Source organism: Bacillus sp. FSL R7-0646 (assembly GCF_037969865.1).
GTDB classification, from domain to species: domain Bacteria; phylum Bacillota; class Bacilli; order Bacillales; family Bacillaceae; genus Bacillus; species Bacillus licheniformis.
Map to the genome: position 1 here is coordinate 2,717,417 of NZ_CP150217.1, position 26,096 is coordinate 2,743,512.

The 26,096-nt window shown below is 47.2% G+C and carries 26 protein-coding genes; 7 read left to right on the forward strand and 19 right to left on the reverse strand.

Going from position 1 to position 26,096, the window contains the following annotated elements:
- The first annotated feature begins 133 nt into the window (after nucleotides 1-133).
- On the forward strand, nucleotides 134-511 hold the full coding sequence (locus MKY62_RS14150; RefSeq protein WP_003183854.1) for a helix-turn-helix domain-containing protein: 378 nt from the start codon (nucleotides 134-136) through the stop codon (nucleotides 509-511).
- Between the two features lie 19 nt (nucleotides 512-530).
- Nucleotides 531-1,196, forward strand: a complete 666-nt coding sequence (locus MKY62_RS14155) for a peptidase E (RefSeq protein ID WP_003183855.1) — start codon at nucleotides 531-533, stop codon at nucleotides 1,194-1,196.
- Between the two features lie 310 nt (nucleotides 1,197-1,506).
- Here MKY62_RS14155 and MKY62_RS14160 read toward each other — a convergent pair whose 3' ends face one another.
- A complete protein-coding gene (locus MKY62_RS14160) occupies nucleotides 1,507-2,334 on the reverse strand; it encodes a uroporphyrinogen-III synthase (protein WP_003183857.1) in 828 nt (275 codons plus the stop codon).
- A 107-nt stretch (nucleotides 2,335-2,441) separates the two neighbouring features.
- Between MKY62_RS14160 and MKY62_RS14165 the strand changes: the two genes are divergently transcribed.
- Nucleotides 2,442-3,386 carry a hypothetical protein gene (locus MKY62_RS14165; RefSeq protein ID WP_003183859.1) on the forward strand — a complete coding sequence of 315 codons (945 nt, stop codon included), beginning with the start codon at nucleotides 2,442-2,444 and terminating at the stop codon, nucleotides 3,384-3,386.
- Nucleotides 3,387-3,428: 42 nt separating this feature from the next.
- Here the strand turns inward: MKY62_RS14165 and MKY62_RS14170 are convergent, their stop codons facing one another.
- Together MKY62_RS14170 and MKY62_RS14175 are read right to left on the reverse strand one after the other, a co-directional pair.
- Nucleotides 3,429-4,385, reverse strand: coding sequence for an ABC transporter substrate-binding protein (locus MKY62_RS14170; protein ID WP_003183861.1), 957 nt, complete (start codon nucleotides 4,383-4,385; stop codon nucleotides 3,429-3,431).
- Between the two features lie 77 nt (nucleotides 4,386-4,462).
- On the reverse strand, nucleotides 4,463-5,362 hold the full coding sequence (locus tag MKY62_RS14175; RefSeq protein WP_003183862.1) for a LysR family transcriptional regulator: 900 nt from the start codon (nucleotides 5,360-5,362) through the stop codon (nucleotides 4,463-4,465).
- 120 nt (nucleotides 5,363-5,482) lie between these two features.
- On the opposite strand from MKY62_RS14175, the gene MKY62_RS14180 reads away from it, so the two are divergent.
- Nucleotides 5,483-6,700, forward strand: coding sequence for an MFS transporter (locus tag MKY62_RS14180; protein WP_003183865.1), 1,218 nt, complete (start codon nucleotides 5,483-5,485; stop codon nucleotides 6,698-6,700).
- 148 nt (nucleotides 6,701-6,848) lie between these two features.
- Nucleotides 6,849-7,232, forward strand: a complete 384-nt coding sequence (locus MKY62_RS14185) for a YoqO family protein (protein WP_003183867.1) — start codon at nucleotides 6,849-6,851, stop codon at nucleotides 7,230-7,232.
- Nucleotides 7,233-7,256: 24 nt separating this feature from the next.
- Here the strand turns inward: MKY62_RS14185 and MKY62_RS14190 are convergent, their stop codons facing one another.
- The 4 genes from MKY62_RS14190 to MKY62_RS14205 all read right to left on the reverse strand — a co-directional run bounded on the left by MKY62_RS14190 (nucleotide 7,257) and on the right by MKY62_RS14205 (nucleotide 15,275).
- Nucleotides 7,257-10,481, reverse strand: a complete 3,225-nt coding sequence (locus MKY62_RS14190; protein ID WP_003183869.1) for a bifunctional cytochrome P450/NADPH--P450 reductase — start codon at nucleotides 10,479-10,481, stop codon at nucleotides 7,257-7,259.
- Nucleotides 10,482-10,515: 34 nt separating this feature from the next.
- Nucleotides 10,516-11,091 carry a TetR/AcrR family transcriptional regulator gene (locus MKY62_RS14195; protein ID WP_003183871.1) on the reverse strand — a complete coding sequence of 192 codons (576 nt, stop codon included), beginning with the start codon at nucleotides 11,089-11,091 and terminating at the stop codon, nucleotides 10,516-10,518.
- A 263-nt stretch (nucleotides 11,092-11,354) separates the two neighbouring features.
- Complete coding sequence (locus MKY62_RS14200) at nucleotides 11,355-14,498, reverse strand: Ig-like domain-containing protein (RefSeq protein WP_003183872.1); 3,144 nt, start codon at nucleotides 14,496-14,498, stop codon at nucleotides 11,355-11,357.
- A gap of 171 nt (nucleotides 14,499-14,669) precedes the next feature.
- Nucleotides 14,670-15,275, reverse strand: a complete 606-nt coding sequence (locus MKY62_RS14205; RefSeq protein WP_003183874.1) for a class I SAM-dependent methyltransferase — start codon at nucleotides 15,273-15,275, stop codon at nucleotides 14,670-14,672.
- A 276-nt stretch (nucleotides 15,276-15,551) separates the two neighbouring features.
- Between MKY62_RS14205 and MKY62_RS14210 the strand changes: the two genes are divergently transcribed.
- Nucleotides 15,552-15,701, forward strand: coding sequence for a YjcZ family sporulation protein (locus MKY62_RS14210; RefSeq protein ID WP_003183876.1), 150 nt, complete (start codon nucleotides 15,552-15,554; stop codon nucleotides 15,699-15,701).
- A gap of 96 nt (nucleotides 15,702-15,797) precedes the next feature.
- Here the strand turns inward: MKY62_RS14210 and MKY62_RS14215 are convergent, their stop codons facing one another.
- The 7 genes from MKY62_RS14215 to MKY62_RS14245 form a co-directional block, all read right to left on the reverse strand.
- On the reverse strand, nucleotides 15,798-15,947 hold the full coding sequence (locus MKY62_RS14215; RefSeq protein WP_228767653.1) for a hypothetical protein: 150 nt from the start codon (nucleotides 15,945-15,947) through the stop codon (nucleotides 15,798-15,800).
- 171 nt (nucleotides 15,948-16,118) lie between these two features.
- Complete coding sequence (locus MKY62_RS14220) at nucleotides 16,119-16,268, reverse strand: YrzI family small protein (RefSeq protein ID WP_003183880.1); 150 nt, start codon at nucleotides 16,266-16,268, stop codon at nucleotides 16,119-16,121.
- Between the two features lie 407 nt (nucleotides 16,269-16,675).
- Nucleotides 16,676-16,909 carry a YrhC family protein gene (locus MKY62_RS14225; RefSeq protein WP_011198155.1) on the reverse strand — a complete coding sequence of 78 codons (234 nt, stop codon included), beginning with the start codon at nucleotides 16,907-16,909 and terminating at the stop codon, nucleotides 16,676-16,678.
- A gap of 88 nt (nucleotides 16,910-16,997) precedes the next feature.
- Nucleotides 16,998-18,140 carry a bifunctional cystathionine gamma-lyase/homocysteine desulfhydrase gene (locus tag MKY62_RS14230; RefSeq protein WP_003183885.1) on the reverse strand — a complete coding sequence of 381 codons (1,143 nt, stop codon included), beginning with the start codon at nucleotides 18,138-18,140 and terminating at the stop codon, nucleotides 16,998-17,000.
- Between the two features lies 1 nt (nucleotide 18,141).
- Nucleotides 18,142-19,065, reverse strand: a complete 924-nt coding sequence (locus MKY62_RS14235) for a cysteine synthase family protein (protein ID WP_003183889.1) — start codon at nucleotides 19,063-19,065, stop codon at nucleotides 18,142-18,144.
- A 51-nt stretch (nucleotides 19,066-19,116) separates the two neighbouring features.
- Nucleotides 19,117-19,812, reverse strand: a complete 696-nt coding sequence (gene mtnN, locus MKY62_RS14240; RefSeq protein WP_003183892.1) for a 5'-methylthioadenosine/S-adenosylhomocysteine nucleosidase — start codon at nucleotides 19,810-19,812, stop codon at nucleotides 19,117-19,119.
- 21 nt (nucleotides 19,813-19,833) lie between these two features.
- Nucleotides 19,834-20,475, reverse strand: coding sequence for a class I SAM-dependent methyltransferase (locus MKY62_RS14245; protein WP_003183896.1), 642 nt, complete (start codon nucleotides 20,473-20,475; stop codon nucleotides 19,834-19,836).
- Nucleotides 20,476-20,664: 189 nt separating this feature from the next.
- On the opposite strand from MKY62_RS14245, the gene MKY62_RS14250 reads away from it, so the two are divergent.
- Nucleotides 20,665-20,868: a YrzA family protein gene (locus MKY62_RS14250; protein WP_009327794.1), complete on the forward strand. Its 204-nt coding sequence runs from the start codon at nucleotides 20,665-20,667 to the stop codon at nucleotides 20,866-20,868.
- A 38-nt stretch (nucleotides 20,869-20,906) separates the two neighbouring features.
- On the opposite strand, the gene MKY62_RS14255 is transcribed toward MKY62_RS14250, so the two are convergent.
- The 5 genes from MKY62_RS14255 to MKY62_RS14275 all read right to left on the reverse strand — a co-directional run bounded on the left by MKY62_RS14255 (nucleotide 20,907) and on the right by MKY62_RS14275 (nucleotide 26,091).
- On the reverse strand, nucleotides 20,907-21,599 hold the full coding sequence (locus tag MKY62_RS14255; protein WP_003183900.1) for a YrrS family protein: 693 nt from the start codon (nucleotides 21,597-21,599) through the stop codon (nucleotides 20,907-20,909).
- Between the two features lie 58 nt (nucleotides 21,600-21,657).
- On the reverse strand, nucleotides 21,658-23,412 hold the full coding sequence (locus MKY62_RS14260; protein ID WP_003183901.1) for a penicillin-binding protein 2: 1,755 nt from the start codon (nucleotides 23,410-23,412) through the stop codon (nucleotides 21,658-21,660).
- A 54-nt stretch (nucleotides 23,413-23,466) separates the two neighbouring features.
- Nucleotides 23,467-23,943 (reverse strand): transcription elongation factor GreA, encoded by a 477-nt coding sequence (gene greA / locus MKY62_RS14265; protein WP_003183903.1) that lies wholly within the window; start codon nucleotides 23,941-23,943, stop codon nucleotides 23,467-23,469.
- 239 nt (nucleotides 23,944-24,182) lie between these two features.
- Complete coding sequence (gene udk, locus MKY62_RS14270; protein WP_003183905.1) at nucleotides 24,183-24,818, reverse strand: uridine kinase; 636 nt, start codon at nucleotides 24,816-24,818, stop codon at nucleotides 24,183-24,185.
- 4 nt (nucleotides 24,819-24,822) lie between these two features.
- Nucleotides 24,823-26,091: a U32 family peptidase gene (locus MKY62_RS14275; RefSeq protein ID WP_003183907.1), complete on the reverse strand. Its 1,269-nt coding sequence runs from the start codon at nucleotides 26,089-26,091 to the stop codon at nucleotides 24,823-24,825.
- Nucleotides 26,092-26,096 lie beyond the last annotated feature (5 nt).

A 26,096-nucleotide genomic window follows, 5' to 3' on the forward strand; every position in this document is an offset into this window, starting at 1 on the left:
GGTATAGCAAATGGCTGCCGGCTAATGATATTATGGTACATATCATCTGCGAAAAAAAGTACGCACTTTTAAGTGTGATAGGAACCAAAAAGTGAGATAGGTACTTTTCGGTACCTATGGATTGGAGGAGAACATGAAGCCGAAAAAGTATAATATATCTGTCGAAGCTACACTTGAAGTGATCGGCGGGAAATGGAAATGCGTGATTTTGTGTCACTTGACGCACGGCAAAAAACGCACGAGCGAGCTCAAGCGGCTGATGCCGAACATTACGCAGAAAATGCTGACCCAGCAGCTGCGCGAACTGGAGGAGGACGGCGTCATCAACCGGATCGTGTACCAGCAGGTGCCGCCGAAGGTCGAATACGAACTCAGCGAATACGGATGGACGCTTAAAGACATTTTGGATTCGCTGTGCTCCTGGGGCGAAAAACACATTACAAAAGTGTATGGAGACAAATTTGCTGTTTTGGAGGACAGCGTGCTGAATGAACAATTACAGGAAACATGATAAATAAGTGGAGGTCAGGATGGGAAAATGGTTTCTTTCCGGAGGCGGAGATGCACACCAAACCGAACAGCTGGATCGGCATTTTGCCCGGAGCATCTGTCCTCATAAGCCATTATTGTATATTCCGATTGCCATGGACGCCGACAGGTATGATGACGGCTTCGACTGGATCAGCCGGCTCTTTCACCCGCTCGGCATCAAAAACATTGTCATGTGGACGGATGTCAAAGGTAAAACCGTACACGATTTAGACGTGTTTTCTGCCGTATATATCGGCGGAGGAAACACGTTTCGTCTGCTAAAACAATTCATCGAATCGCATTTTACCGCGGTTTTAAAGCGCTGTGCCGAAAGCGGCGGCGCCATTTACGGCGGAAGCGCCGGCGCCGTCATTCTCGGAAAGAACATTATGACTTGCTCTTATATGGATCGCAACGCTTGCGGATTGCGGGATTTTAACGGCTTAAAGCTCCTCGGAGACTATTCGGTTTGGTGCCACTACAAGGCTGAACATGATCCGCTGATTAAAAGGTTTAGGAATGCTTTTGGCACTCCCGTCATCGCCTTGCCAGAGGAAACAGGAATCGCAGCAAGCACTTCAGACATCCGGGTCATCGGAACAAAGCCCGCCCGTATGTTTAAAGAAGACGGCGCAGTATTCGTCTCAGATCAATTTGTTTTATAAAGCAAAAAACGCTTCGGCTCATCAGCGAAGCGTTTTTCTTGTTTTTGCGGATGCAAGCCGTTTGACCAGGCGTTCCGTCAGAAAAAACACGGCTAAGCCTAAGCCTAGCAAAAAAGAAAAATTCGCAATCAACGGCTCATGATCAAAATATTCAAAAGTACTATTTCCAAAAAGTATCACGGCCCAGAAAATAAAAGCCGCACGGCAAGCTGCATCTTCGGCTTTTTTCCTTTTGGGTCTGCATCTTTAAAAAACATCACAACGCCCCCAAGGAGACTCCCACACCCCAATCTGCTGATTTCTTTCGCACTTACTGTGTTCTTATCCCCTCTTCCGTTTCATAAAACCGCGCCAGCTCCACAATCATCGCTCCCATCCGTTCGAGATCCGGAGCGAGAAGGCGTTCGACTCCTTCTTCTCTTAAAGCTTCTGCCGTCACTTTTCCGACAGCGGCCGCCAACACGCTGTCTTGAAAAGATTGAACAATTTTCTCCGCATAGCCGTTTTCTTTCGCGAAATGAAAAAGCGAGCGGACTTGGACAGCCGTTGTAAAGCAAACCGCATCCACTTCACGGTTGATGATCTCGCTGCACAATAAAGCGACGGTTTCCCGGTCTGGAGCAACATGCCGATACGGCAGAAGCGGAACAACGTCTGCACCTTTCTCTTCCAAAAACTGAAGCAGTGACGGAGCGTTTTCGCCGTGGAGCTGAACCATCACCCGTTTGCCGGAAAAATCGTGGGATTGGAGCGAGTCGATCAGTCCCTTGGTCGTGCCGTCTTCATCCGCCGCAACGGGCGTAATGCCGAGCTTTTTTAAAGCGGCGATTGTTTTGTAGCCTCTCGATGCCGCTTTCGCCCTGCGGATCGCTTGTAAATAGCGCTCTCCGATCCCAAGTTTCTCAGCTAGGCTGACAAGCGTTTCCGTCCCGATTCCGGTCGTGAAAATCACCCAGTCGGCTCCCGTTTCAACGAAGGCACGCAAATCAGGGCCTACTTCTTTTTCGGCCAAAAACACGGTACCCTGAAGGGAGCGAATGAGGGGAACCCCGCCTTGCTTTTTGATCAGCGTGCTCATTTCATCCGTTTTTCGCGATGCTCCGATGGCAATTCTTCTGCCGTTCAATCCTTTTCCCAATGCAATCCCTCTTTTCCGTAATCTGTTTTTTGTCAATGCAACTGTTTACTAGCATCTTCCAAATGAGATATGATTGAATTATCTAAAAATAACAGGAGGTTTTTTCAATGCATTCTCAATTCGAAACCCGAGCCGAGCATTTGACGAAACATGCCCGTTTTTTCGAGTATACCACTGCCTCTGACCCGATTGGAAGCGGAATAATCAGCCCGGTTCCTGTGAAAGAGTTCGGGCCTGAATTGTATGAGACAGGTGAAACGCGGATCATCCCGCTGGACATTTCCGAAGAACTGAAGACGGATTATCCCGCTTCAAGCCCTTCCCTTCTCGCCCACTTCATCAAGATTCGTTCAGGCGACACGATACACACTGCCCCCCGTGCGACAAGCGAACTATATTACATTGTCAGCGGCGCAGGGAAAACCGAAACGGGCGAAGATACGATTCACTGGCAGAAAGGCGATTTTTTGACTTTGCCTGCCGGTTCAGGCAGCCGGCATACCGCAGCAGAAGATGCAGCCATTTATTACATCACCGATTCACCTCTCCTGAATTATTTGGGCGTAAAGCCGTCGGAATCCCGCTTTCAACCAACTCTCTACACCGCTGAACAGTCAAAAGCAAAATTGGCTGAAGCGGCCGCCGCTCCTGACGCCCGTTATCGCAACCGCATTTCCGTTCTCTTGAACAATGAAATATTCGATCAAACGCTGACGATCACCCATGTATTGTGGGCAATGTTCGGCATCGTGCCTCCCGGCTCCAATCAAGCTCCTCACAGCCACAAGTCGGTGGCTCTCGATTTTGTCGCCTATGCCGCACCCGGCACGTATACATTAGTCGGAAGCAAAATCGATCCGGCCACAAAGGAAATCATTGATCCGAAACGAATTGACTGGGTAACCGGAAAAGCCTTCATTACACCGCCGGGATTATGGCATTCCCACCATAATGAGTCAGATGAAGCCGCCTATATCATCCCCATCCAAGATGCGGGCCTGCAAACGTATCTCCGGACACTGGATATTCAATTTCAGCATTATGAAAAATGAAAAAGCGGGAAGCCGGATCATTCTTTTCGGCTCCCCGCTTTTCTATTTATTTTTCGCTTTCTTGGAAATCATGTCGGCGATTTCTTCGGCCTGTGCCTGAACAGCGTTTGGATCATACGGCCAAAATCTGTCCGGATCGAGGAAAAAGACCTTGCCTTTTTTCACCGCGTCAAGCGATGCCCAAACCGGATTGTCCTGATCAAGCTTTCCGTTGTATGATTCGTCGACAAATATGTAGTCTCCGGCATATTTCGGCAGGACCTCGAAAGATATGGCTTTATATCCGTCAGCTGTATCAATGGCATCCTTTTTAACAGATTCAGGCGGCGTCAGTCCCAGCTGCGTATAGATCGCTTCTCCGCCCCGATACCCGTATGCCCCGTAGACATATAAAGATTTTGCATATGCGCCGATTAAAGAGAACGTTTCACCTTTTACAGATGCATCTTTAATTTTCGCGCGGGCGGCTTTCATTTTTTGATTAAACGTTTTCGTCCACTCCCGAGCTTCCTTTTCCTTGCCGAGCAGCTTGCCAAACGTTTTCATTTCATCGCGTGCATCTTTAAATGTGCCGAACGGATAGACGACAGTGGGAGCGATTTTTGACAGCTTTTCATATTCTTTTGAATCGTTCGTCATCGATACGATTAAATCGGGTTTAAGTTCAAGAACTTTTTCCACAGATACTGAAAAACCGTCTTTTCCCCCGATATCCTTTATTCCTGAAACTTGATCTTTAATATAAGGACTTCCGAGGTACTTTCCCGTTTCTCCAAGCGGCTTGATCCCGAATGCAAGCATGGTTCCCGCATAGCCAATCGTCACGACGCGCTTCGGATTAGCCGGTACAGTGACATTTCCGTTGATGGTTTTCACCACTCTTGTTTTCTCTTCATTTTTCTCTGATGCAGCCTGTTTCTGGCCGCTTTGACAACCTGAAAGAAATACAGCGAAAGCGAGTAAAAGGGTGAATATATAAGAATATTGCTTTTTCGTCATATTTAATCCTCCAATTGATAATAATTATCATTATCAATATACAGGATATTTGTCATCTTGAGAAGTCCTTATTTGAGTTACGGCTGATCAGACCGTTCGTTCCGGCGATAGTATTCAATTACAAATTCTTTAAAGTTGCGTGCCGCCGGCGACAAATAATGGTCTTTCAGGACGGCGAGACCGATCGTCCTCTCAGAACGGTAGTCTGACACTCGGCAAAATGCCACTGGAGAATGGACGTGCTCCGCCGTTTTCGGCAGGATTGCTACACCGAGCCCTGCTGATACTAGTCCCAAAATCGTCGACACTTCTTCCCCTTCAAAAGCAAGCTTCGGGCTGATGGACAGTCCCCGGCACATTTGATCAAACACATATCGAAGACCATAGCCCGGCTTAAAACAGACAAAGTCTTCGTGTGCAATCGACCGGATCGCGACTTCTTTCCGATCTGCAAGCGGGTGGTCGGCTGGAAGCACCAGATAAAGCGGCTCAGTATCCAACACCGTCCATTCAAGATGCTCGTTTGGAAGCGGCGGAGAGCTGAGGCAGATATCAGCTTCGCCCGTCTCCACCATGTGCTGAAGATGTTCATTTGCGGCCTGATACAGACGGAAAGCAACATTCGGGTATTTCTTTTTAAATTCGGCAATCAGCTGCGGCATGAGCCGCGAACCAAGCGTATGCAAAAATGATACCGAGATTTCCCCGGCATTCGGATTGACGCTTTCCCTGATTTGCTGAACGCCTTCGTCAAGGGCAAGGCGGGCCTGCTTCGCTTTGATGAGGAACTGCTCGCCGTACTTTGTCAGGCGGATCGATTTTGTTTTTCGAATAAACAGCGGGACGCCCAATTCTTCTTCAAGCTTTTTGATCGACCTGCTCAAAGCCGGCTGGGAAATCCGTTGTTCCAAGGCTGCTTTTGTAAAGTGTTTATGCCTGCTCACGGCAATAAAATGGTCAATTTGATAGAGTTCCAATGCTCATCCGCTCCTTCATAAATAAAACGCATGATGATGATAGTTATTATAAATTAGACACATCACAAATGAAAGCGTACCATGAAACATAGATTGTCATTCTAGAAAAGAGGAGCTGCCATGACCTACATACAGCCGCATTCGAAGGATTATCACAAAGCGAGCATCGCCTTATTCATCAGCGGTTTTGTGACATTTGCCACACTTTACACCACACAGCCGCTCATGCCTCTGTTTGCGGAGGAATTCGGCATATCGGCGGCAGCTGCAAGCTTAACTTTATCCATTTCAACAGGCATATTGGCTTTTGCATTGCTCACGGCAGCAGCTTTATCTGACGGGTTCGGCCGGAAAACGATTATGGCAATATCCCTGTTTGCGACATCAGTGCTCGGCCTCTTGACCGCCTTTAGTCCGAACTTCGCGGCGCTCTTGGCGATGAGAGGGCTGCTTGGCTTTTTCCTTGCAGGCGTGCCCGCGATCGCCATGGCTTATGTCGGAGAGGAATTTGATCCGCGAGGGCTCGGCAAAATGATGGGGCTATACATTAGCGGCACAAGCCTCGGAGGAATGAGCGGAAGGCTTTTGACCGGCCTTTTGACAGACTTGTTCAGCTGGCGCGCGGCGCTAGGAATCATCGGGGCATTATCAGTACTATTAAGCTATTTGTTTTGGATTTTGCTGCCCCGGCCGCAGCACTCCGCTAAGCGAAAAACAAGTGTGAAAAAAGCGAGCTTGGCCTACGGCGCCGTCTTGATGAACAAACGGCTGCTGTCAATCATTTCACTTGGATTTCTATTAATGGGAAGCTTTGTTACGCTGTTCAATTATATCGGGTTTCAGTTGATGGGACCTCCGTACAGACTCTCTCAAACTGTCATCGGGTTCATCTTTATCGTTTATTTGGCGGGGACGCTCAGTTCTGTCTATATGGGGAAGAAAGCCGATCGTTTTGGCAGCCCGTTGATGCTGAAAATCGGGATTGCCATTATCGCAGGAGGCGCATTGCTTACGCTTCTGCCTCAGCTTCCTCTTAAAATTGCCGGAATCGCTGTTTTTACATTTGGATTTTTCGGGTCGCATTCGATCGCAAGCTCCTGGGTCGGGCAGACGGCCGGCGAACAGCGCGTTCAAGCTTCCTCCCTTTATTTGCTGAGCTATTATCTCGGCTCAAGCTTAGCGGGGTCTTTCGGAGGCTTCTTCTGGACCCATTTTAAATGGCCGGGAATCATCTCATTCATTATCGGGCTGCTTTTGATCGCTTATCCGGTCATTTTCTTTGCCGAAGCCAAAAGAAACAAACGGCAAGACAATTCACAGGTCCGAAATAAAAGCTAAACTTTCTTCACCGCATGCCGATATTTAAATCAAAGCCAGCATGGCGATTCCTCCTGAAGATCAGCCGTTTTTAGAATGATTGAACACAGCCTGTCATGTTGGCTTTTCCTTTATCTCCCTCTATAATGGTTTGAGGGGGGGAATCACCTTGCTTAAAACAATCGGATTTTATGGATTTTTGGCATCTGTATGTTTAAATCTTTTTCTCAGGTTTGGGCTCAAGATAAACGGCACAGCGAATGATATCATCTCAACGGCCTCCCTCGTATTCGTGCTGGTGTACGTATGGGACGACTTGAAAAAACGAAGTGCAAAAACGCTCATCTTACAGGGAATCACTCTCATCATCTTTGTGGCGTTATTGGTGTTTGTCATCATGAAAGGACAAACATTCATTGCTTCTCTGCCTTTTTTCGAGGGTTGGGAAACGCCGGCAAAATGGGTGTATATTTTGCTCGTTTTGTTCTTGGGATCAAACCTTTTCATCTATATCAATGAAAAAATAACAAACTCTAAAAAAGAGGCATCCTGATCAATTCAGAATGCCTCTTTTTGTTTACGTTCTTGCAATGCAGTCCGCCTTCACATTATGTTGGGAAACGCCGCCGTCCCATACATCCTTTGCATAGCGCCCTTCTTCTAAAAGTGCGGACAGCCAGCTTTGCGACTCTTCCCGACTCGCACCCTGTACTATGCGATACGCCTCGCACAAAGCTTGTTCAACAGCTGGAGCCATGCGGCTTCCGTCTCCGCACACATACAGGCGGCCGCCTTCGTTCAACAAGTGAATCAGCAAGGCTGCATCCTCTCTGAGCAAATCTTGCACATATGTTTTCGGCCGGCCCTCAAGCCGGGAAAACGCTGTATGCAGATGGACGATTCCGTCCTTTTCCGCTTGCTCCAACTCGTCTCGATACAGAAAATCTTCGTTCGGACGGCGGCAGCCGAAGTACAAATGCGCTTCACCGAGCTTCACACCGGCATCGCGCTGGATGCGGCGCGCCTGAAGAAATCCGCGGTAAGGGGCGATTCCGGTGCCCGGCCCGACCATGATCACCGGTGTTTCAGGATCTTCGGGAAGCCGGAAGCCTGACTGAGGCTCTCTGATGAAACACGAAATCGCGTCTCCCGGCTCAAGGCCGGCGAGATAGTTCGATGCAACTCCCTTATAATGCCCGCGGCCGCTCAACGCCGGGCCACTTACGACAGAGACGGTGATGCTTGTTTGCCGCGGGTTAAGCTGCGGCGAACTGGAAATCGAATAGTACCTCGGTTTTAGCGGAGGAAGAAGCGCCAGAAAACGGGCGAACGGCAGTTCACAGGCCGGGTATTGCTCAAGCAGGTCAAGCATTGTCAGCCGCTTATTCAACACTTGATCCTTATAGACGTCATCTTTCAGCAGGTCTTCAAGCTCGCGCTGATGAGGCGGACAAACAGTATGAGCCGCCAGCTCGCGTATCTGGGCCCTTGTGGCCGGTTCCTGGAGCTCGACGCAATGTTGAAAAAGGTCTTTGACATGAACGGGCCTCTCCAAAGGCAAATGTGATGCTTGATTCCGGCCGCTAATCAGAATTTGTTCATTTCCGTTCAGCCCAAACCGCTGAAAAACGCGGCCAATCAGCACTTCGCTGTTTTGCGGTAGCACACCGAGATGGTCTCCCTCCTGATATGCGGCGCCTTCAGGAAGCGATATTTCAATATGCCTTGTGCTTCTCCCGCTCTTTTCACACTGCAGTTCTCGGTTTGCCGATATCTTCGCTGTGAACACCTGATAAGCTTTAGCCAGCGGCGAAGCCGCAGGTGCGTTTACGAACTCGACAGATAAGGCTTGCCTGTCTGTTTCTGTTTGATTCGGCTCGGGTTCGGCCAATGAAAATTCGGTTCTTAAAAGCGGCCACAGATCATATTTCCATGACTCAAACTGTCCTTCAAAATCATCGCCTGCATCCCCTTCTCCAAGCTTGTGCAGCCTTTGGGCGCCTTTTTTTTCCAATACGCTGTCAATCAGGCGCGGAATCCGCTGGTAGGTGCTGGCCCAGCTGCGGTTACCGCAGCCGAATACCGCATATTTGACACCACGCAAATCGTCTGTCTGATCATGCTCAAGCCAATTGACAAATTCCTTTGCGCAATCGGGCGGGTTTCCGTTATAGGAAGCCGTCACAATGATAACAGCCCCTTCTGCCGGGATGGCGCCTGCGTATTGATCAAGCTCCGCCGTCCGGCTGTGAAACCCTTGCTCACGCGCTTCTTCAGCAAGCTCCTTCGCAATCTCTTCGGCTGTGCCGAGATTTGAACCGTAGAGCACAAGAAGAGGGGTTCCGTGCGTATTTTCCGCCGCCGGTGCGGAAGGCCGTTCTTCCTGCCGTCCGTTCTCTTCAGGCTGAGCGCCCGGCATCGCCGTCATTGCTTCTTTTTTCCTCGGCCTCACCCGGATTGTGAAACCATCCGGTTTTAATGTCAGCGATTCTTTGATCTTCAATTGGTAGTTTGCATGATCTTCAAGATCAAAGTACTGAAGAATCATGCCGAGCACAAGCGTCGCTTCATGAAGGGCGAACTGCATGCCGATGCATGCCCTTTGGCCGTTGCCAAACGGTTTGTATGCGTGCGCCGGAATGCTGTCCATCTGCTCGAACCGTTCAGGCCGGAATGCCTCGGCATCTTCTCCCCAGACGCTTTGATCTCTGTGCAGTTTTGGGATGAGCACTGTAACGCTCTGTCCTTTTGGAATCAAATATTTTCCCCCGATAACCGTTTCTTCTTTTGCATAAAGAGAGAAAGCCGGTGCCGTCGGCCAAAGCCTTATCGATTCATTCAAAATCATTCGGATGTATTTCAGCTGCTGAACCTGTTTGTAGGATGGGACGGGATCGGTCAGCACGCGGTCTGCTTCTTCATACGCTTTCTTAAGCTTATCCGGATGCTTCAGGAGCAGATAGATTGCAAACGATAATAAACCGCTCGTCGTCTCGTGTCCGGCAATCAAAAATGTAATAATTTGATAGCGGATATTCTCATCATCCAGTTTTTCGCCGGTCTCAGGGTCTTTCGCATGAAGCATAAGCGACAAGAGGTCATTTCCGCTTTCACTCTCGGCCTGCTTCCGGTCAGCGATGATCCGGTCAACAAGAGAAAACATCGACTCGACATCGCTGTTAAACCGGCGCTTCGTTTGAATCATCAGCTTATCCTGCAGCGGGAAGCGCTTCGTCTGTCTCATCGCTTCGCTCAAACCCCGGACCATGCTCTCAATAAACGGATGCTGCCCTTCACGGTAGAAGCTGTTAAAGCGGTAGTTAAACCCGCATAAGCCGATCGTGTCCAGCGTCAGCCGCGTCATATCGTCCGGCACATCAATGCTTTCATCCTGATTGAGACGGGACCACTTTTGAATGAGCTGGACGGCGATATCCTGCATCATGGGATGGTATCCCTTCATCGCTTTCTGGCTGAAGCTCGGCAGAAGGATGTTGTGGGCTTTCCGCCAATTGGGTTCTTCCGTCCAGCTTGTAAAGAGCCCGTCTCCGCTGAACTCGCGAACTTTCAATAGCCCCTTCCCCATGTTTTTGTCAAAACGGGATTCTTCAGAGACTTCTTTAACCAGTTCATGGCTGGACACAAAAACCCCAATCGCATCCGCAAACTTAAATTGAAAGATAGGCCCCATCTCATCCGCGATTTTCCAAAGTGACTGGGAGACCCTGTTTTTGTCAAGCAAAGGCAGGTTGCCGAGCGGCCCGTAAGTTTTAGGGATTGGAATTCCATCTAACTTGTTCATGAAAATCATCCTTTCTGTTTTGGAAAAAAGCTTTTCATCCATGATGTTTAACAGCATCCCAGGAACATTCTTCAATCTCCTCCATCAGTTCGGTAGGGTCCTCGAATTCCCCTGCTCTTACCAACTTCTGAATATGAACGAACGCTCCGAATACAACAGCAGACAAAATGTGGGAAGGCAAAGGGCGAATCATGCCGGCCGCTTTCCCTTTTTCAAAAAATAAATAGATGAAATCCAGCAGTTCGTTCAAGACCTCGCGGCTTTTCTCAGTCAAGTAATGAGAGGTCTTGTCAATTTCCAAAAAATACAGCGCATGGATATTTTCCTGAGAAAACTCGAAAAGGCAGCGGAAAATGTGCTGAAATTGTTTTTTTATGCCTGCTGAATCTTCAGGATAGCCCTCCTCTATCTTTTCTTTAAATCTCTTCACACTGTCTTGGAACAAGACGTTTACAAGTGCTTCCTTGCTGTCAAAGTAGCGGTAGATGGTGCCTGCACCGACGTTTGCCTTATCGGCGATCATCGGAATGGTTGCGGCGTCAAAGCCTCTGTCCGCGAAAAGGACGAGCGAAGCCTCGATAATCTTCTGATATTTGCTTTCCGATTCCATTGATTTTGCCCTCCAAGTCAGCGGAATGAACGTTCATTCCGCTGTTTCCAATACATTCACTTTTTGACAGAACACCCGAAGATTCCTTTTTTAATATAAAAATTTTTAAGGGAAAATGAAAAAAGGGATAATAGGACCAATTGGCGATATGAGCTGAAAATCACAAATTGAAAATAGACAGTGCAGATTTAATAATATTCTTATATATTAATTTTGATGAAAAAAAGAGGAACTGATATGTCATCAGTTCCTCCGCCATCGGATTATTTTGCCTTTTTGACTTTTATTTTGCTCACTTTGCTCGTATTGCCGGCTTTATCTTTTGCAGTGACCGCTAAAACGGTGTTTGCCTTTTGTTTTTTTATTTTGACAAAAAACGCGCCTTTTTTATCGGCCTTGCCGGTTCCGATCGTTTTCTTTCCTGATTTGACGATGATGGCGGCGTTCGCTTCTGCTTTCCCCTTAACGGCCGTGCTCTTGTTTGTCACCGGATTCACCTTCGGCGCAGACGGCGGGGTTTTGTCAAGCACAGTGACATCTGTCGCTTTGCTGATATTTGCGGCTTTATCCTTTGCTGTTACGCTGATGACGGTTCCGGCTTTTTGCCTGCTGATTTTCAGCTTGTATTCACCTTTTCCGTTCGCTTTGCCGGAAGCGATCGTCTTTCCTTTAGCTTTTGCGCTGACTTGCGCGTTTGCTTCTGTTTTTCCCTGAATCACCGTACTTTTATCGGAAACCTGATAAACTTTCGGGGCGCCTGGCGGGATGACGTCAGCCACCGTCATTTTGACATCGCCGCTTTCTCTGTGGTCATCAGCAGATGCGGAGACATACAAAACGGCATATTCTTTTTGCTTGTTGATTTTCACTTTAAACGCTCCGGATGCATCCGCTTTGCCTTGCGCGATCACTTTTTTGGACGCGTTTTTCACTTTGATCGTGTAGCCGGCTGCCGTTCTACCCGTTACGGCAGTATCTTTGTTCGTGATGCGTTTGACGGACGGGTTTTTCGGCGCTTTTTCCACGACGGTTCTGAGCGAGGTTTCCGCCTGATGGCCCGATGCCGCGACATGAAGAACTTGCCCCGCCTTCTGGGCCGGAATTTTCACTGAAAACGCGCCTGATTTTCCGGCCGTGCCCGTCCCCAATACTTGCTTCCCTCGCAAGATTGTGACCGTCACACCGCTTTTGGCTGTGCCTGTCACTGCCGTATGGCGGTTTAAAACGGGATGAACCTTCATGTTCAGCTCAAAAACGCTGGCTGCATGAAAAACATTCAGCCTTCCCCACCCGGAGACGAAGTCATATCCGGGAATTTGTGCAGCCGGTTCTATATCCAGGTCATAATCCGGGTTGGGATTATCCTGCTCTTCAAATGCCACATCTGCTGTCGTCTCGGTCAATAGGCTTGCGATTTGCTTTGGTTTCAAGGACGGATTCTGTGACAAAAGAAGTCCTGCTGCAGCTGCCACGTGCGGCGCCGCCATCGATGTTCCGCTCATATAAGTGACATTCCCGTCCGGAACGAGGCTTGGAATATCGGTTCCCGGCGCCACCATATCGAGACCTTTTCCATAATTGGAGTAGTCCGAGACAAGATCGAGATTATTGGTCGCCCCGACTGAAAGCGTATATTTCGAAGATGCAGGGTAGGAAATCTCCGATACTCCGTCATTTCCGGTGGCGGCAACGATCGTCACATTTTTGGAAGCCGCATATTTAAGCGCATATTCCATCACCCGGCTGTATGGCCCGCCAAGACTTAAATTGATGACTTTTGCACCGTGGTCGGCGGCATAGATGATGCCGTTTGCAATCTGTTCCGTATCTCCACTGCCTGAAGAATCCAGCACTTTGACAGGCAGAATTTTGGCATAAGCATTGATTCCCGCCATCGAAAAATGGTTGTCTTGCGCGGCTGCAATGATGCCTGACACGTGTGTGCCGTGGCCATTGTCATCCATCGCATCCGCCGTGCGGCCGACATAGTTATAGCCTTCGTCTTTTTTGACGCTGCCGCTTAAATCCGCAAGGGTATGATCAACGCCTGTGTCAACGACGGCGATTACTGTATCTTTCAGCTTTTTGCCTTTCATCAGCTTCTGAAGCTGTTCAAATTGTATGTCAGCATTCGCAGCACGGTTTTTGCCGTTATTTTTGAGCGACCATTGATATGGATATTGGGTGTCTCTTGACAGTGCTTCATATTGCTGAACCTGTTCGACGAATTCCACTTCAGGCATCTTGGCGATCTTGGAGGCTGCCGCCTGATATTGCTTTGCCGCCGCTTTGAATCCGGAAGAACGGCTTTCCTTCATTTCCACAACGTACACATCTTTAAATGCCGTTTTGCTTTTACCGAGGGGCTCTAATGCCTGGACGCCGGATGATTGGGCTTTAGATTTGAAAGATCCCGGTTTTTTGCCTTCTTTCAATTTTACGATGTAACGGTTTTCGGGCGCGCTTGATGAAGCTGTCGCCATCCCCGCTTTTTCAAGCACAGCCGATACTTTGCTGCCTGTTAATTGTTCGATGCCGATGTCTTTCGCGACTTGATCCAGCTGTTTTTTCAACGGCTCGGGAACGGACGCGCGAGCTGTTTCGTACAGGCGACTGATCGCTTTTTGATCATCATTCGTAATCGAGTATGCGCTCACTTGTCCGTTTTTAGCGACATCTGCAAACAGCGGCTTCAGCTGCACCAGGTCTTTGTAGACACTGTCTCTCATCGATTTGTTAAAGAGCATTTTTGCGCTGATGAATGGAGCTGCTTTATAGTAAAGGGAAGACAGCTCTTTTCCTTTTTCAGTTTTTGAAAGAACTTCATCCCTGATCGTTCTTAACTGTTTTAATATGCCCTTGCCTGTTTCCCTTTCGGAAACGCTTAATTCTGCCGGACACTCTTCTTCTGCCTCTTGGATTGACGGAGGCAGGGTGACGCCTTCATAGCTGATGGTGTAAGAAATATCTGTAATTGAAGTGGTTTCGTTTTCCTCATCATGGTGATTTTCTACTTTTATGTAGTAAGGACCTTTCCAGGCAATCGGAAAATCGATTAAAGCAGGATTATTTTCATAGGAGTAGCCGTTGTATCGGTCAAACGTTTGATGACCAGTTGCATTTTCCAGGCTGGAGTAGACGGAAATGTTCAGCTCTGCATCTGATTTCAATTTGACGCGGAAGTGCGTATAGTTTGCGATTTCCTGATTTGAAGGATTGACTTTATACCAATGCACCTCGTCATCGCTTTGAAACGAAGCTTCAACAGGGGACGCGCTGGTCAATGTGGTTTCGTTATTCGGAACGCTGTCTTCGGCTGCCATTGTCTTCGGTAAAGGCAGCTGGCCAAAAATTAATGCGGCAAGGAGAAAGAAAACAATTGAACTTTTCACGATCCTTTTGTTCATAAATACCTCCGGAAAATATAGTAAAAACGTTCACTTTGATATTAAACCATGTTTGCTATGTTAATGGAATACTTTTCTTTAAAAATCAAAAATATGATATTTAAGATCCAGTTTCAACTCTATCAAACATAAAAAATCCCTTCCGTATTGAAAGGGATGATCATACAAAGTTCATGATTTTACCGCAGAAATGCAGCAGTAATTTTTGTTCATATGTACCGTGATGTCTCTGAAATGGCTTTCCTCAAGCAGTTGCTTGATTTGCTCTTCTGAGTATAAGGAAAAGCCTTTTGTTTTTTTCGATTTTTTCATTTGCCCTTCCAGATGCACAGCGAGAAACAGCGTGCCGTCAACCTGTAAAACACGGTAAATTTCTTTTAATGCCTGTTTGAAATCCGTCCAAAAATAAATGGTGTGGACTGAAAATACTTTATGAAAAGAACGATCCGGATAAGGAATTTGTTCGGCATGGCCAAGCTTTAATTCGGCTTTTCCTTCTTCTTTCACATGACGGATTCGCCGCATTCCCTGCTTGACCATGCTTTTTGATGCGTCTATGCCGCAGGCCTTGCCGCCCTCAAGCATCTCCGCAATCCGATAAAGTGCCGCTCCGCTTCCCGTTCCGATTTCAAGGATGCGCTCATGCGGACAGATATCCATCAAGTTGATGGTCCATTCGTTTATATCATGATTCCCGTTTTCCATATATGACGCGACCCATTTCGACAAAATGCCTCTCGGGCTCCGCAATTGTTTTCCAAGCCATTGTTCAAACACGTTAAAACACCTGCTTTAATTCTAATTAGCCCGATTTTTGCTGCAAATCGTACAAACGGGCCTTTCTCCACTCATATCGGCCAATGAACCGAATATTAAAAGCATTTGCAAAAATAACTGCATTGTTTTGTTACATTCCATAACTAGACGGCTTCAGCTTTGAAAAGTTTCGCTTTAAGAAAACTGTTTTTTTAATGAATTGGTCTATCCGCCCTTTCCACAACTTAATCCCATGCATAGTATATATGGAATTTTCACTAAAAGGTGGTGCTATTTATGGGCTTTGGTTACGGCGGCGGATGCTGCGGCGGCTGGGGTGGCTACCCTGGCGGATACGGCGGCGGATACGGCTATGGAGGCGGATTCGCGCTTGTTGTGGTTCTATTCATTCTTTTAATTATCATCGGCGCTTGTTACGTCTGCTAAATGAACAGGAGGGGGGCTTTAAAGCTCCCCTTTCATTTTGCCATTTAGTTTGTTCAAATGAAAAAGAGCAGAAAACAAACCGTTTTCTGCTCTTTCTCAATAATACCAATAATGCGGCCAATACCCGAAGTGGCGCGCCATCTCCATTCTTTGGCGCCGGTACGGATTACCGTATCCGTGCTTGAAAGAATGGGGCATCGATGTATACCCGTGGCCGATAAAAGGCATTCTGCCGTTTTTCTGCATGCTTTTCACCTGCATTCCTTGAATTGCTTGCTTCATATTATGCAGAAAAGCGGAGATGCGGAACTCGTTTTGCCCCGGCTAAACCTGGTCCTTCTCCCGAGTGTAATGTGCCAACAGTTCCCTTCTATAAATCATCATGATCTCCTCCTTTATTTTTTTTCGCGCTTTAAGTTAGCGCTGGCTGTTCAGGTAAAGATATTTTAGCTGCAGATCTTTCATTTCATTGTACATTTGTTCAATTTCGTATTCTCGCTCGTACTCTTCCGGACTTTTAAATCGTCTCTCAATGGTTAGTGTTAAGAAGAATAGATTAATGGTCACATCGCTCACCCCCTTTCAAGTTCGCTAAAAAACAAAAACAGCCCGCAGATCATCTGACAAACCTGCGGGCGCAAACAAAAACCGCCAGATAAAAACGAATCGAGTCTTTATCTTGCGGGAGGAGCAGCGTATTATTATGCCTAACTTCCTAACGTATCGGCTGTGCTGTAAAAGCATCGGTTAAGGAAGTGCACAATCTCTCCCACAGGTTTGATGAATCATGGTATTGGCATTCACAAAGTCTAATGTATGTAGTCAGTGCTGGTTTCATGTTCATCAACCTCCTTTGCTTTTTGTTTACTTTGTAAGTATATCCATCAAATTCCTGTTTGTAAACCGTTTTTTTTAAAAATGGACGGATTGATCGAGCAAAAAAAAGCAGAGAACCCCTTCAGGAGTCTCTCTGCTTATGATTCTTCCATTTCGTCTAATTGTCTTTTATATTTGAGCGAGCGCTTCACACAATAGAAAGCTCCTCCTAAAAAGCCGCACGTCGCGAGCATCATTGTCATCTTTTGGCCTGTTTCCAAACCTTGTCCCGGAATGACAGATCCGATATATAAAAATGCGCTTACGCTGAGAAGCGTAAAAGCAAACTGCTTATAGTCTTCCATCAGCGATTTGACTTTTTTCTTCTGCATGTCATGATCACCTGCTTTTGTTTCATAATGGATATGATTTGAGAATAACATAGATTGACAGATGACCAGACATGTAAATTCAGCCATTTTAAGAAAGAGGGGCCAGCGCTTGCTGCAAGTCTTCCAACAGATCGTCAATATCCTCAACCCCGGCGGAAATACGGATTAATCCGTCTGTGATGCCAAGCTCCAGCCTGCGTTCAGGCGGGATCGAAGCATGAGTCATTCGCGCCGGCACCGATATCAGACTTTCAACCGCACCAAGGCTTTCGGCGATCGTAAACCATTTCAAACGGCCAAGGACAAGGTCCACGTTCTCTTCTTTTCCGATATCAAACGAGATCATGCCTCCGAAGCCCGTACTTTGCCGCTTGGCAAGCTCATGTCCCGGATGGGACGGCAGCCCTGGGTAATAAACCTTTTTGACGGCGGGATGATCGTCTAAAAACGCCGCGATTTTCCGGGCATTTTGCTCATGGGCTTCCATTCTCAAGCCAAGGGTTTTCATCCCCCTCATTAAGAGCCAGGAATCCTGAGGCCCGAGAATCCCGCCTGTAGAGTTTTGAATGAAATGGATCTCTTCTGCGAGTTCCTTCGAGGCTGCTACGACAAGTCCGCCGACGACATCGCTGTGTCCGCCCAAGTACTTCGTCGCGCTGTGGAGGACGATATCGGCTCCCAACGAGATTGGATTTTGAAAGTACGGCGTGTAGAAGGTGTTGTCGACAATCAGCAATAAGTCGTGCTTTTTCGCTGTTTCAGCAGTTTTCTTGATGTCAGTGATTTTCAATAAAGGATTTGTCGGCGTCTCAACATAAATCGCTTTTGTATTCGGCTTGATCGCTTTTTCGATGTCTTCGATGCTGCTCGTATCACTGAAGGTCGCTTCAATGCCGATGCGATTCAATACCTTTGTCATCACGCGGTAGGTGCCGCCGTATACATCATCTGTCAATACGATGTGATCGCCGCTTTTAAAAAGCATCATGACGGCTGTGATCGCCGCCATCCCAGAGCCGAACGCATAGCCTGCTGCACCGCCTTCAACATCCGCGATCAAGGATTCGAGCGCCGTTCTCGTCGGATTTCCCGTCCGGGAATATTCGTATCCTGTATGCTGGCCGGCGCGAGGCTGTTTGTACGTGCTGACCTGATAGATAGGAACCGATACCGCTCCTGTTTTTTCGTCTCCTGTAATTCCGCCGTGAATCATTTTCGTTTTTGGCTTCATATCATATTCCTCCTTCGTAAATTTTTTTGCTTAAATAGCGGTCGCTGCTGTCGGGAAAAATCGTCACAATGTTTGTGCCGGCTTTCGCTTTTTCGGCTTCTTTCAATGCGGCAAACAACGCGGCGCCTGATGAGCTTCCAATCAGAAGCCCTTCCTTTTCCGCGGCTTCTTTTACGAGTCGAAACGCATCTTCGTCAAGCACTGTGTAAATCTCATCGAAATAGCTTTCCTCCATGTATTCCGGGATGAATTCCATTCCGATTCCTTCGGTCTTATGCCCATGCGGTTCCCCTCCGTTTAAAATCGAGCCTTCCGGTTCAACAATAACCGTTTTAATGGACGGATTTTTTTCTTTCAGAAACTTGGCGGTTCCCGCAAATGTGCCGCCTGACCCCGCTCCGGCGACGAAGACGTCAATCCGGCCGCCAAGATCATTCCATATTTCCGGGGCAATCGTTTTATAGTAAGCCAATGGATTTACTGGGTTTTTAAACTGCAAAACGCAATAAGAATCGGGAATCTCCTTCTCAAGTTCAAGTGCTTTTTCAATCGCACCCTTCATCCCGGCACTTCTGGGGGTATGAACTATCCGAGCGCCGAGCGCTTTCATAATCGACTGTTTTTCCATGCTGAAATGCTCGGGTACGCAAAAAACGGGTCGAATGCCGTGCTTTCTGGCGGCGAGAGCCAGACCGATTCCCGTATTGCCTGCTGTTGCCTCAATGACCGTTCCACCGGGTTTCAGCTTTCCCGAACCGATCGCTTCAGCAATCAGCACTTCTCCGAGCCGGTCTTTAATGCTGCCTCCCGGATTCATCATTTCAAGTTTTGCATATATGTTAACGCCTTTAGGGATTCGAAAATCCAAAATCTGCAGAAGCGGCGTTTTGCCGATCAATTCGGTGATATCCTTGATCACATTCATGTTCCTTCCTCCTTCAAGAGGTGCAAAACAGAGGGGGAGCCTCCCCCTGTTTTAATTGATTCTTTTAATCATGCGAAGCACAAGATCTGTCGAATGCTTGGCAGCCTGTTCCAAAAATTGGTCAAATGAAATTTCAGATTCTTTTCCGGCGATGTCTGAGAGCGCCCTGATGACAACAAACGGCGTATTAAATTGATAAGAAACCTGCGCGACAGCCGCAGCTTCCATTTCAACCGCGTAAAGGTCTTCAAACTTGCCGCGGATGAATGCGACGCGGTCAGGATCGCTCATAAAGGAATCGCCTGTTGCTATCGTTCCTTTGACAACCTGAATGTGCCCCAGTTCAGACGCTTCGTCTTCCGCCGCTTGGATCAATGCACTGTCGGCTTTGTATGCAGCCGGCAGATTCGGAACCTGTCCATATTCATAATCAAATGCCGTGACATCGACATCGTGATGGCGGACTTCGGTCGAGATGACGATGTCTCCGACATTAAGCGAATGATGAAAGCCGCCGGCTGATCCGGTGTTGATGACAACGTCCGGTTTAAAGCGGTCAAGCAGAATCGTCGTGCTCATGGCTGCATTGACTTTGCCGATGCCGGACTTTAAAAGCACGACCTCTTTTCCTTCATAAAACCCGCTGGTAAATTCACAGTTTGCGATGACTTCCCGGTTCGTCTGTTCGAGTTTGCTTCGCAAAATCGTGACTTCTTCTTCCATTGCTCCGATAACTGCGATTTTCATATCTTAAAACTTCCCTTCAAATTACAATTTTGCCGCTTCCATTACCCAGACAAAATCATTATGCTTTTGAAAGGCGATACTGAAATGTTCTGAGGTAAAGATCGTTTCCATCTCCGAAATCGTCGGATAATGTTCCGTTTCAAGGTCTTCCGCCAATTGCAGAAACCCGTTTTCCTTCGCTTTTTTAACAGCGGCAGAGAAGGCTTCCCGATCCTTGAAGACGGTATCAGCAAACACTATTTTACCATGCTTCCCGAGCATTTTTCCATATCGCTTCACAGCTTCCCGCTTCTCTTCGTTTGTCAGATGGTGAAACGCATAAGAACTGACAATCGTGTCGGGAGAAAACGGAGGGTCCGGAAAGTCAAGAAAGTCTCCGTCAACGATCACTGCATTCTCCGGCAGCTTTGCCTCGGCAATTTCCCTCATCGCTTTTGAAGGCTCTACACCGGTGACTGCCTTTCCGGCCGCCAGCAATTTTGCAGTCAGATTGCCTGTGCCGACGCCGAATTCAAGAACTTTATGCCCCGAGCGGCTGACGACATCATCCAAAATGCCGTCGTAGTCGCGAAACACTTCTTTGTATTGAAGATCGCGGCCAACTACTGTATCATCATAAGAATTTGCCCAGTTCTCAAATAAAGGAATGAACTCTCTTCCCATTTTGTCGTCACTCTCCATCTATTTTTACAATTCCTATAAGTATAGTATGATTTATTCGATTGATTAGTTCTTATCCTACCACAAGTCATTCGTTTTGGGTACAAAAAAGGCTTGGTTATATTTCCCTTGTCACCCGGCCGCTTCTCTGCTTTAATAAAAAATGACTTGAAACGAATGGAGGATTGGTTTATGAACTTCGGCCTCGATCTGATCAAAGATAAAATTGAGTTTTTTGAGGCACTGAGCTTAGAGGAGCTTGAAAAAAAGATCAGTCAGCAGATTGAAAACAACCAGGCGATTTTGCTGAGGGTCCATTCGGTTTCCCACCATACGGCGGTTATTGACGGACGGATCCACTACAGCGCAGTCGTTCATTTTAAAGCCGAATCATAAAAAAAGCGCCCGGTTTTAGCAACCGGCCGCTTTTTTCTTTATTTCAATTGTTCAACTTTTGTCGGCTTCCAGCCTTTTCCGTCAACCCAAGTAATGGCTACCTGGTATTTGACGCCAGTGTCCTTCGCCCGAATGGTTCCTTTCGCATCTTGCGGGCTGCCGTTGTTTCCGAGCCAGATCACCGTCATGTTATCCTTAGAAACCCCTGTCGCATATGAAATGGCTTCAAGCATTTCCTTCCAGTCTTGTGAAGAGGAATCATATGTTGCGGTATGCTGTCCGCTCTGTTGTGTGCCGACAGGCTCCCAGTCAGGATTGATGATCGTTTTTTCAACATTGGCGCTTGAACCGCCTTCTGTCACTTCGGCTCCTTCAAACGGATCATCTGATGTTGACTTGTCCTCGTCTGAAGCAGATTCTTTATTCTTGTCTGAGTCGGAATCGCTGTCTTCTTTATCGGCAGAATCGCTTTTTCCTTTGTCCTCATCTTTTACATCTTCATCAGATGTTTGTTTCTTATTGTCGGAAGCAGGCGCTTCTGTCGTCTGTTCAGAATCGTTTTTCGAGACATCTTGCTGCGCCTGCTCCTTCGGACTGTTCATCATCAGACTGCTGGCAACGACAACGATTAATACCAATACGATGCCTATTAAAATGTTAAGCACAAGATTCGCTTTCCTGCGCTTATCACGATTTTCAAAACGAGATTCCCTTGTTTCGCTCAAGTTCATTGCACTCCTTTTTCCCTCTTGCCTCGCTTCCTATTTTATCATCACCTGAGGCATTCTTCTATGTCTGGTTCTTTTCAATTTCATATACTTTTTTAACAATATCATAAAATACGGCATTTGTCGCAGCCTTGCTATCCGGCGTATCCATATGGACGACGACGAGCGCATATTTCGGCTTGTCCGCCGGAAAATAACCGGCAAACCATTTATGATAGAGCGTTTTTTTGTCATCTGTCGTCCTGCCTGTCTGCGCTGTGCCCGATTTTCCCGCTACATCGTACGGAAGATCGCTGAAGCGCCGGCCCGTCCCCTTTTCAGATGTGACAACTTTTCTGAGCAGTTTTTGCAGCTTTTGCGCTGTATACTGGTCGATTTTCTCTCCTGGGAGCTCGTGATCTTTAAAAGCCGTCATCAATGTGCCGTTTTTATATTCGATCTGGTCTGCGATCTTGACTTGTTTTTTCTCTCCGCCTCTTGCGATGGTCGCCATCATGTTGACGATTTCCAACGGAGTCAGCTTCACATTCTTTTGGCCGATAGCGGTCTGGGCTACAGCTTTTTTAACTTTTTTGTCCTTTTCATCCCCCCAGATTGATCCTGCAGTTTCATGATAAAACTGTCTGAACTCATCTTCATGATACAGCTTTCCTTCCCAGCCGACCCGTCCGGTCAGCCCAAGCTTTGCAGCAGTATCTTCGATCACGGAGCTGTTTTTTTCTACGAGCTGTCCGGCAAGATTTGTAAACGTGTAGTTGCAGCTTTCCGCAAAACTGTCTTCCAGGCTGAGCTTTCCTTTGTCCTCTCCGGCCTCACCGTACAGGTTCAAATTGCAGTTAAAGGTTTTAGACGGATGATCCAAGCCGTTTTCAATCGCTGCAGCGGCAATCACGGTTTTAAAAACCGAGCCGGGATATACCGGAGTCAGCATATAGTTCTGCCTTGTTTTTTGCGCAGCCATGTTTAAGTCGGGCTTGCTCGCAATCGCCACCACGCCGTTCGTCTCGATGTCAAGCAGGACCGCCCCGCCTTTATCGAGCTGATGGTCATCAAGTACATCTTCCATTGCCTGCTGAACCTTTTTATCGAGCGTTGTTTTGACTTGCAGCGGGTAAAACGGATTTGCGTCTGCTGTATATTTGACGTCCATGCCGAACAAAGGGTTTCCCAATCCGTCCACATGATACAACAGTTTTGTGTCTTGTTCAGGCAGCAGGAATTCATCAAACGTCCGCTCCATGCCGAAGGTGCCGATTTTCGTGCTGATGGAGAGGCCCTCTTTATCGGGATATTTGCGTCTGAGGAGGTCCGGGTCTTGATTGGTCATACCGAGCGTATGCGAAGCCAGCCTGTTCTTTTCTGTTTCTTCTATGTATACGCCGTAAACGCCCGGATATTTCAGTTTATTGATTTTTTCGAGAGCCGTCTTTGAAACGGACGCTCCGTCATGTTTTGTGAGAATCACGGGTTTTTTTGCATGGTCCAGCTTGCTTCCAAGCTCATCTTCTGTCATGTTTAAAATTTCGGCTGCTTCTTTGGCCGGCCACGGCTGATTTTTTAAAAAAGGGAACAAGACGATGGCCGGTCTTTGGCTGACGGACAAATGTTCGCCGTTCCGATCTAAAAAAGATCCTCTCCCGTCTGAAATCCGAACTTCCTCCGTGCGCTGTTTGACGCTTTCCTGGATTAAGTTCACATTCCGTTTAGAAAAGGACTCGGTAAAAAACAGTTGAATTTCAGCCAGCCTGATCAGCAGAAATAAAAGAGCAGCCGAAATGATAATCGATACCCACTTCATACGCTTTTGCCATTTCATTATAAAAACACCTCATCCACATTGTGGACGAGGTCATCGTTTGCTAAACAAATTTTATGAAATTTTCACAATTTTTACAAGCATTTCGCCGCCAGGTGTTTGAACGGTTACTTCGTCTCCAACCTGCTTGCCGAGAAGGCTTTTCGCGATTGGGGAATCGTTCGAGATTTTTCCTTCAAACGGATCGGCTTCCGCGCTGCCCACAATCGTATAAGATTCTTCTTCACCGTCAGGAAGCTCCGTAAATGTAACGGTTTTTCCAAGGCTGACGATGTCTGAGTTTGCACCGTCATCTTCGATGATCTTTGCGTTGCGGATCATATTGTCAAGGGTTGTGATGCGCCCTTCTACAAAAGCTTGTTCTTCTTTTGCTGAATCGTATTCGGAGTTTTCGGAAAGGTCTCCGAAGCTTCTTGCCACTTTAATACGTTCAACAACTTCTTTACGTTTAACCGTTTTCAAATACTCAAGTTCTTCTTCCAGTTTTTTCTTTCCCGTTTCTGTCATAGGAAATACTTTCTCTTGTGCCATGTTCCTTCACTCCTTCTAGTTGGTTCCTCATCACTTGTATGTGAGAGTATAGACTTGAATATACAAGAATGAGGACAACCCTTGTCCCCTTCTTCTCTCCCATATTTGTAAAGTATCATATAAACCGGATGGAAGGCTCCGGTAAATGGTGCTTATACAGTTAAAGAAGGGCTCAGGATGAGAACCCTTCAATTTCTATACATAATATGGTCAGAGTTGTGTTTGTCTATGCTATGTTATTATAAAATCGCGTTTTGTTCAAGAATAGTTTGTATTTTTGTTACCATCAGGTCGATGGCGACGCGGTTTTGGCCGCCCTCCGGAATAATGATATCGGCATAGCGTTTCGTCGGTTCGACAAACTGGTTATGCATCGGTCTGACGACTGAGATGTACTGCTCGATGACAGAATCGATCGAACGTCCCCTTTCTTTTATGTCTCTGAGCATCCTTCTGATGATCCGCAGGTCGGCGTCCGTATCGACATACAGCTTGATGTCCATTAAGTCGCGGAGCCTTTCATCCTCGAGAACAAGGATTCCTTCCAAAATAATAACATCTTTCGGATCGACGTGCACGACTTCCTCTGAACGCGTATGCAGCTTGTAATCGTAAATCGGCTTTTTGATCGGCCTGTACGCGAGCAATTCGTTTAAATGCTCGATCAAATAGTCATTGTCAAATGCAAGCGGATGGTCGTAGTTCGTATTCAGCCGCTCTTCAAACGGCAGATGGCTCTGATCTTTATAATATAAATCCTGTTCGAGCATTAAGATCGAATGACCTTTAAACTGTTCATAAATGGATCTGGTGACGCTCGTTTTTCCTGATCCGGAGCCTCCCGCTATGCCGATAACTACCGGTTTTTTCCCCATGCCATTACTGCCCCTTTCTCATCATGTTGCTAGGATAAATCTTGTTGTCCACTCTAAATTTGACGATCTGCAGGGGATGGCGGGCTGCGTCAAGCACATTGCCTTTTTCGTCCCAAATCGTGTCAATTTTGCATGTGAAATTTTCGATTTCCGGACCGAAAAATTCGACTTCGTCTCCGGATTTAAAGAAGTTCCGCTGCTGGAGCGTGACCATTTTTGTCTCTTCATCATAGTCAAGGACAAGTCCGACAAAGTCGTATGTTGTCTTTTTGCCGTGGACGCCGAACATCTGCTCTTCATATCCTGGCGTTCCTTCAAAGAAAGCAGGCGCCGTGTCTCTATTGGCGCATTTGTCCAGTTCTTTCAGCCATTCTTCTTTGATGACGAAGTTTTCAGGATCAGCGCAATAAGCATCGATCACTTTTCTGTACACACTGACGACTGTCGCAATGTAGTGGATCGATTTCATCCGGCCTTCGATTTTCAGGCTGTCGATGCCCATTTCAATCATTTGCGGTATCGATTCGACCAGCTTCAGATCTTTCGGGCTCATCGCAAATGGAGCATCGCCTTCTTCATATAGCGGCAGTGCATTCGTCCCGTCCGTCTGATACAAATCATAGTCCCAGCGGCATGACTGGCAGCAGCCTCCGCGGTTGGAGTCCCTTGCCGTCATATGGTTGCTGAGCACGCAGCGGCCGGAATAAGCGATACACATCGCACCGTGAATAAACGTTTCGATTTCAATATCCACTTTTTCTTTCATTTCCCTGATTTCAAGTGCGCTCGTTTCACGTGCGAGCACAACCCGCTCAAGGCCTTCTTCCTTCCAGAACTGAACGGCTTTCCAGTTTGAAAGGGACTGCTGTGTGCTCAAATGCACTTCCAGCTTCGGCGCAACCCTGCGGCACGTTTCAATGATCAGGGGATCAGCGACGATAATGCCTGACACGCCTGCTCCCTCGAGATCGCGCAAATAGTCTTCCAGTCCGTCGATATTTTCTTCATGCGCAAAAATGTTTGTCGTGACATAAATTCTTGCGCCGTATTTTTTCGCGAATTCGACACCTTCAGCCATTTCTTCAATTGAAAAGTTATCTGCGTTTGAGCGGAGTCCATATTCACGTCCGCCGATAAATACAGCGTCTGCTCCATAGTGGACAGCGATTTTCAGTTTTTCCAAATTCCCCGCCGGAGCAAGAAGTTCTGGCTTTTTCGTAATGACGCGTTTTCCATTAACGATTTTGGAAATTTTATCTTTTACTGCAGACATGGCTA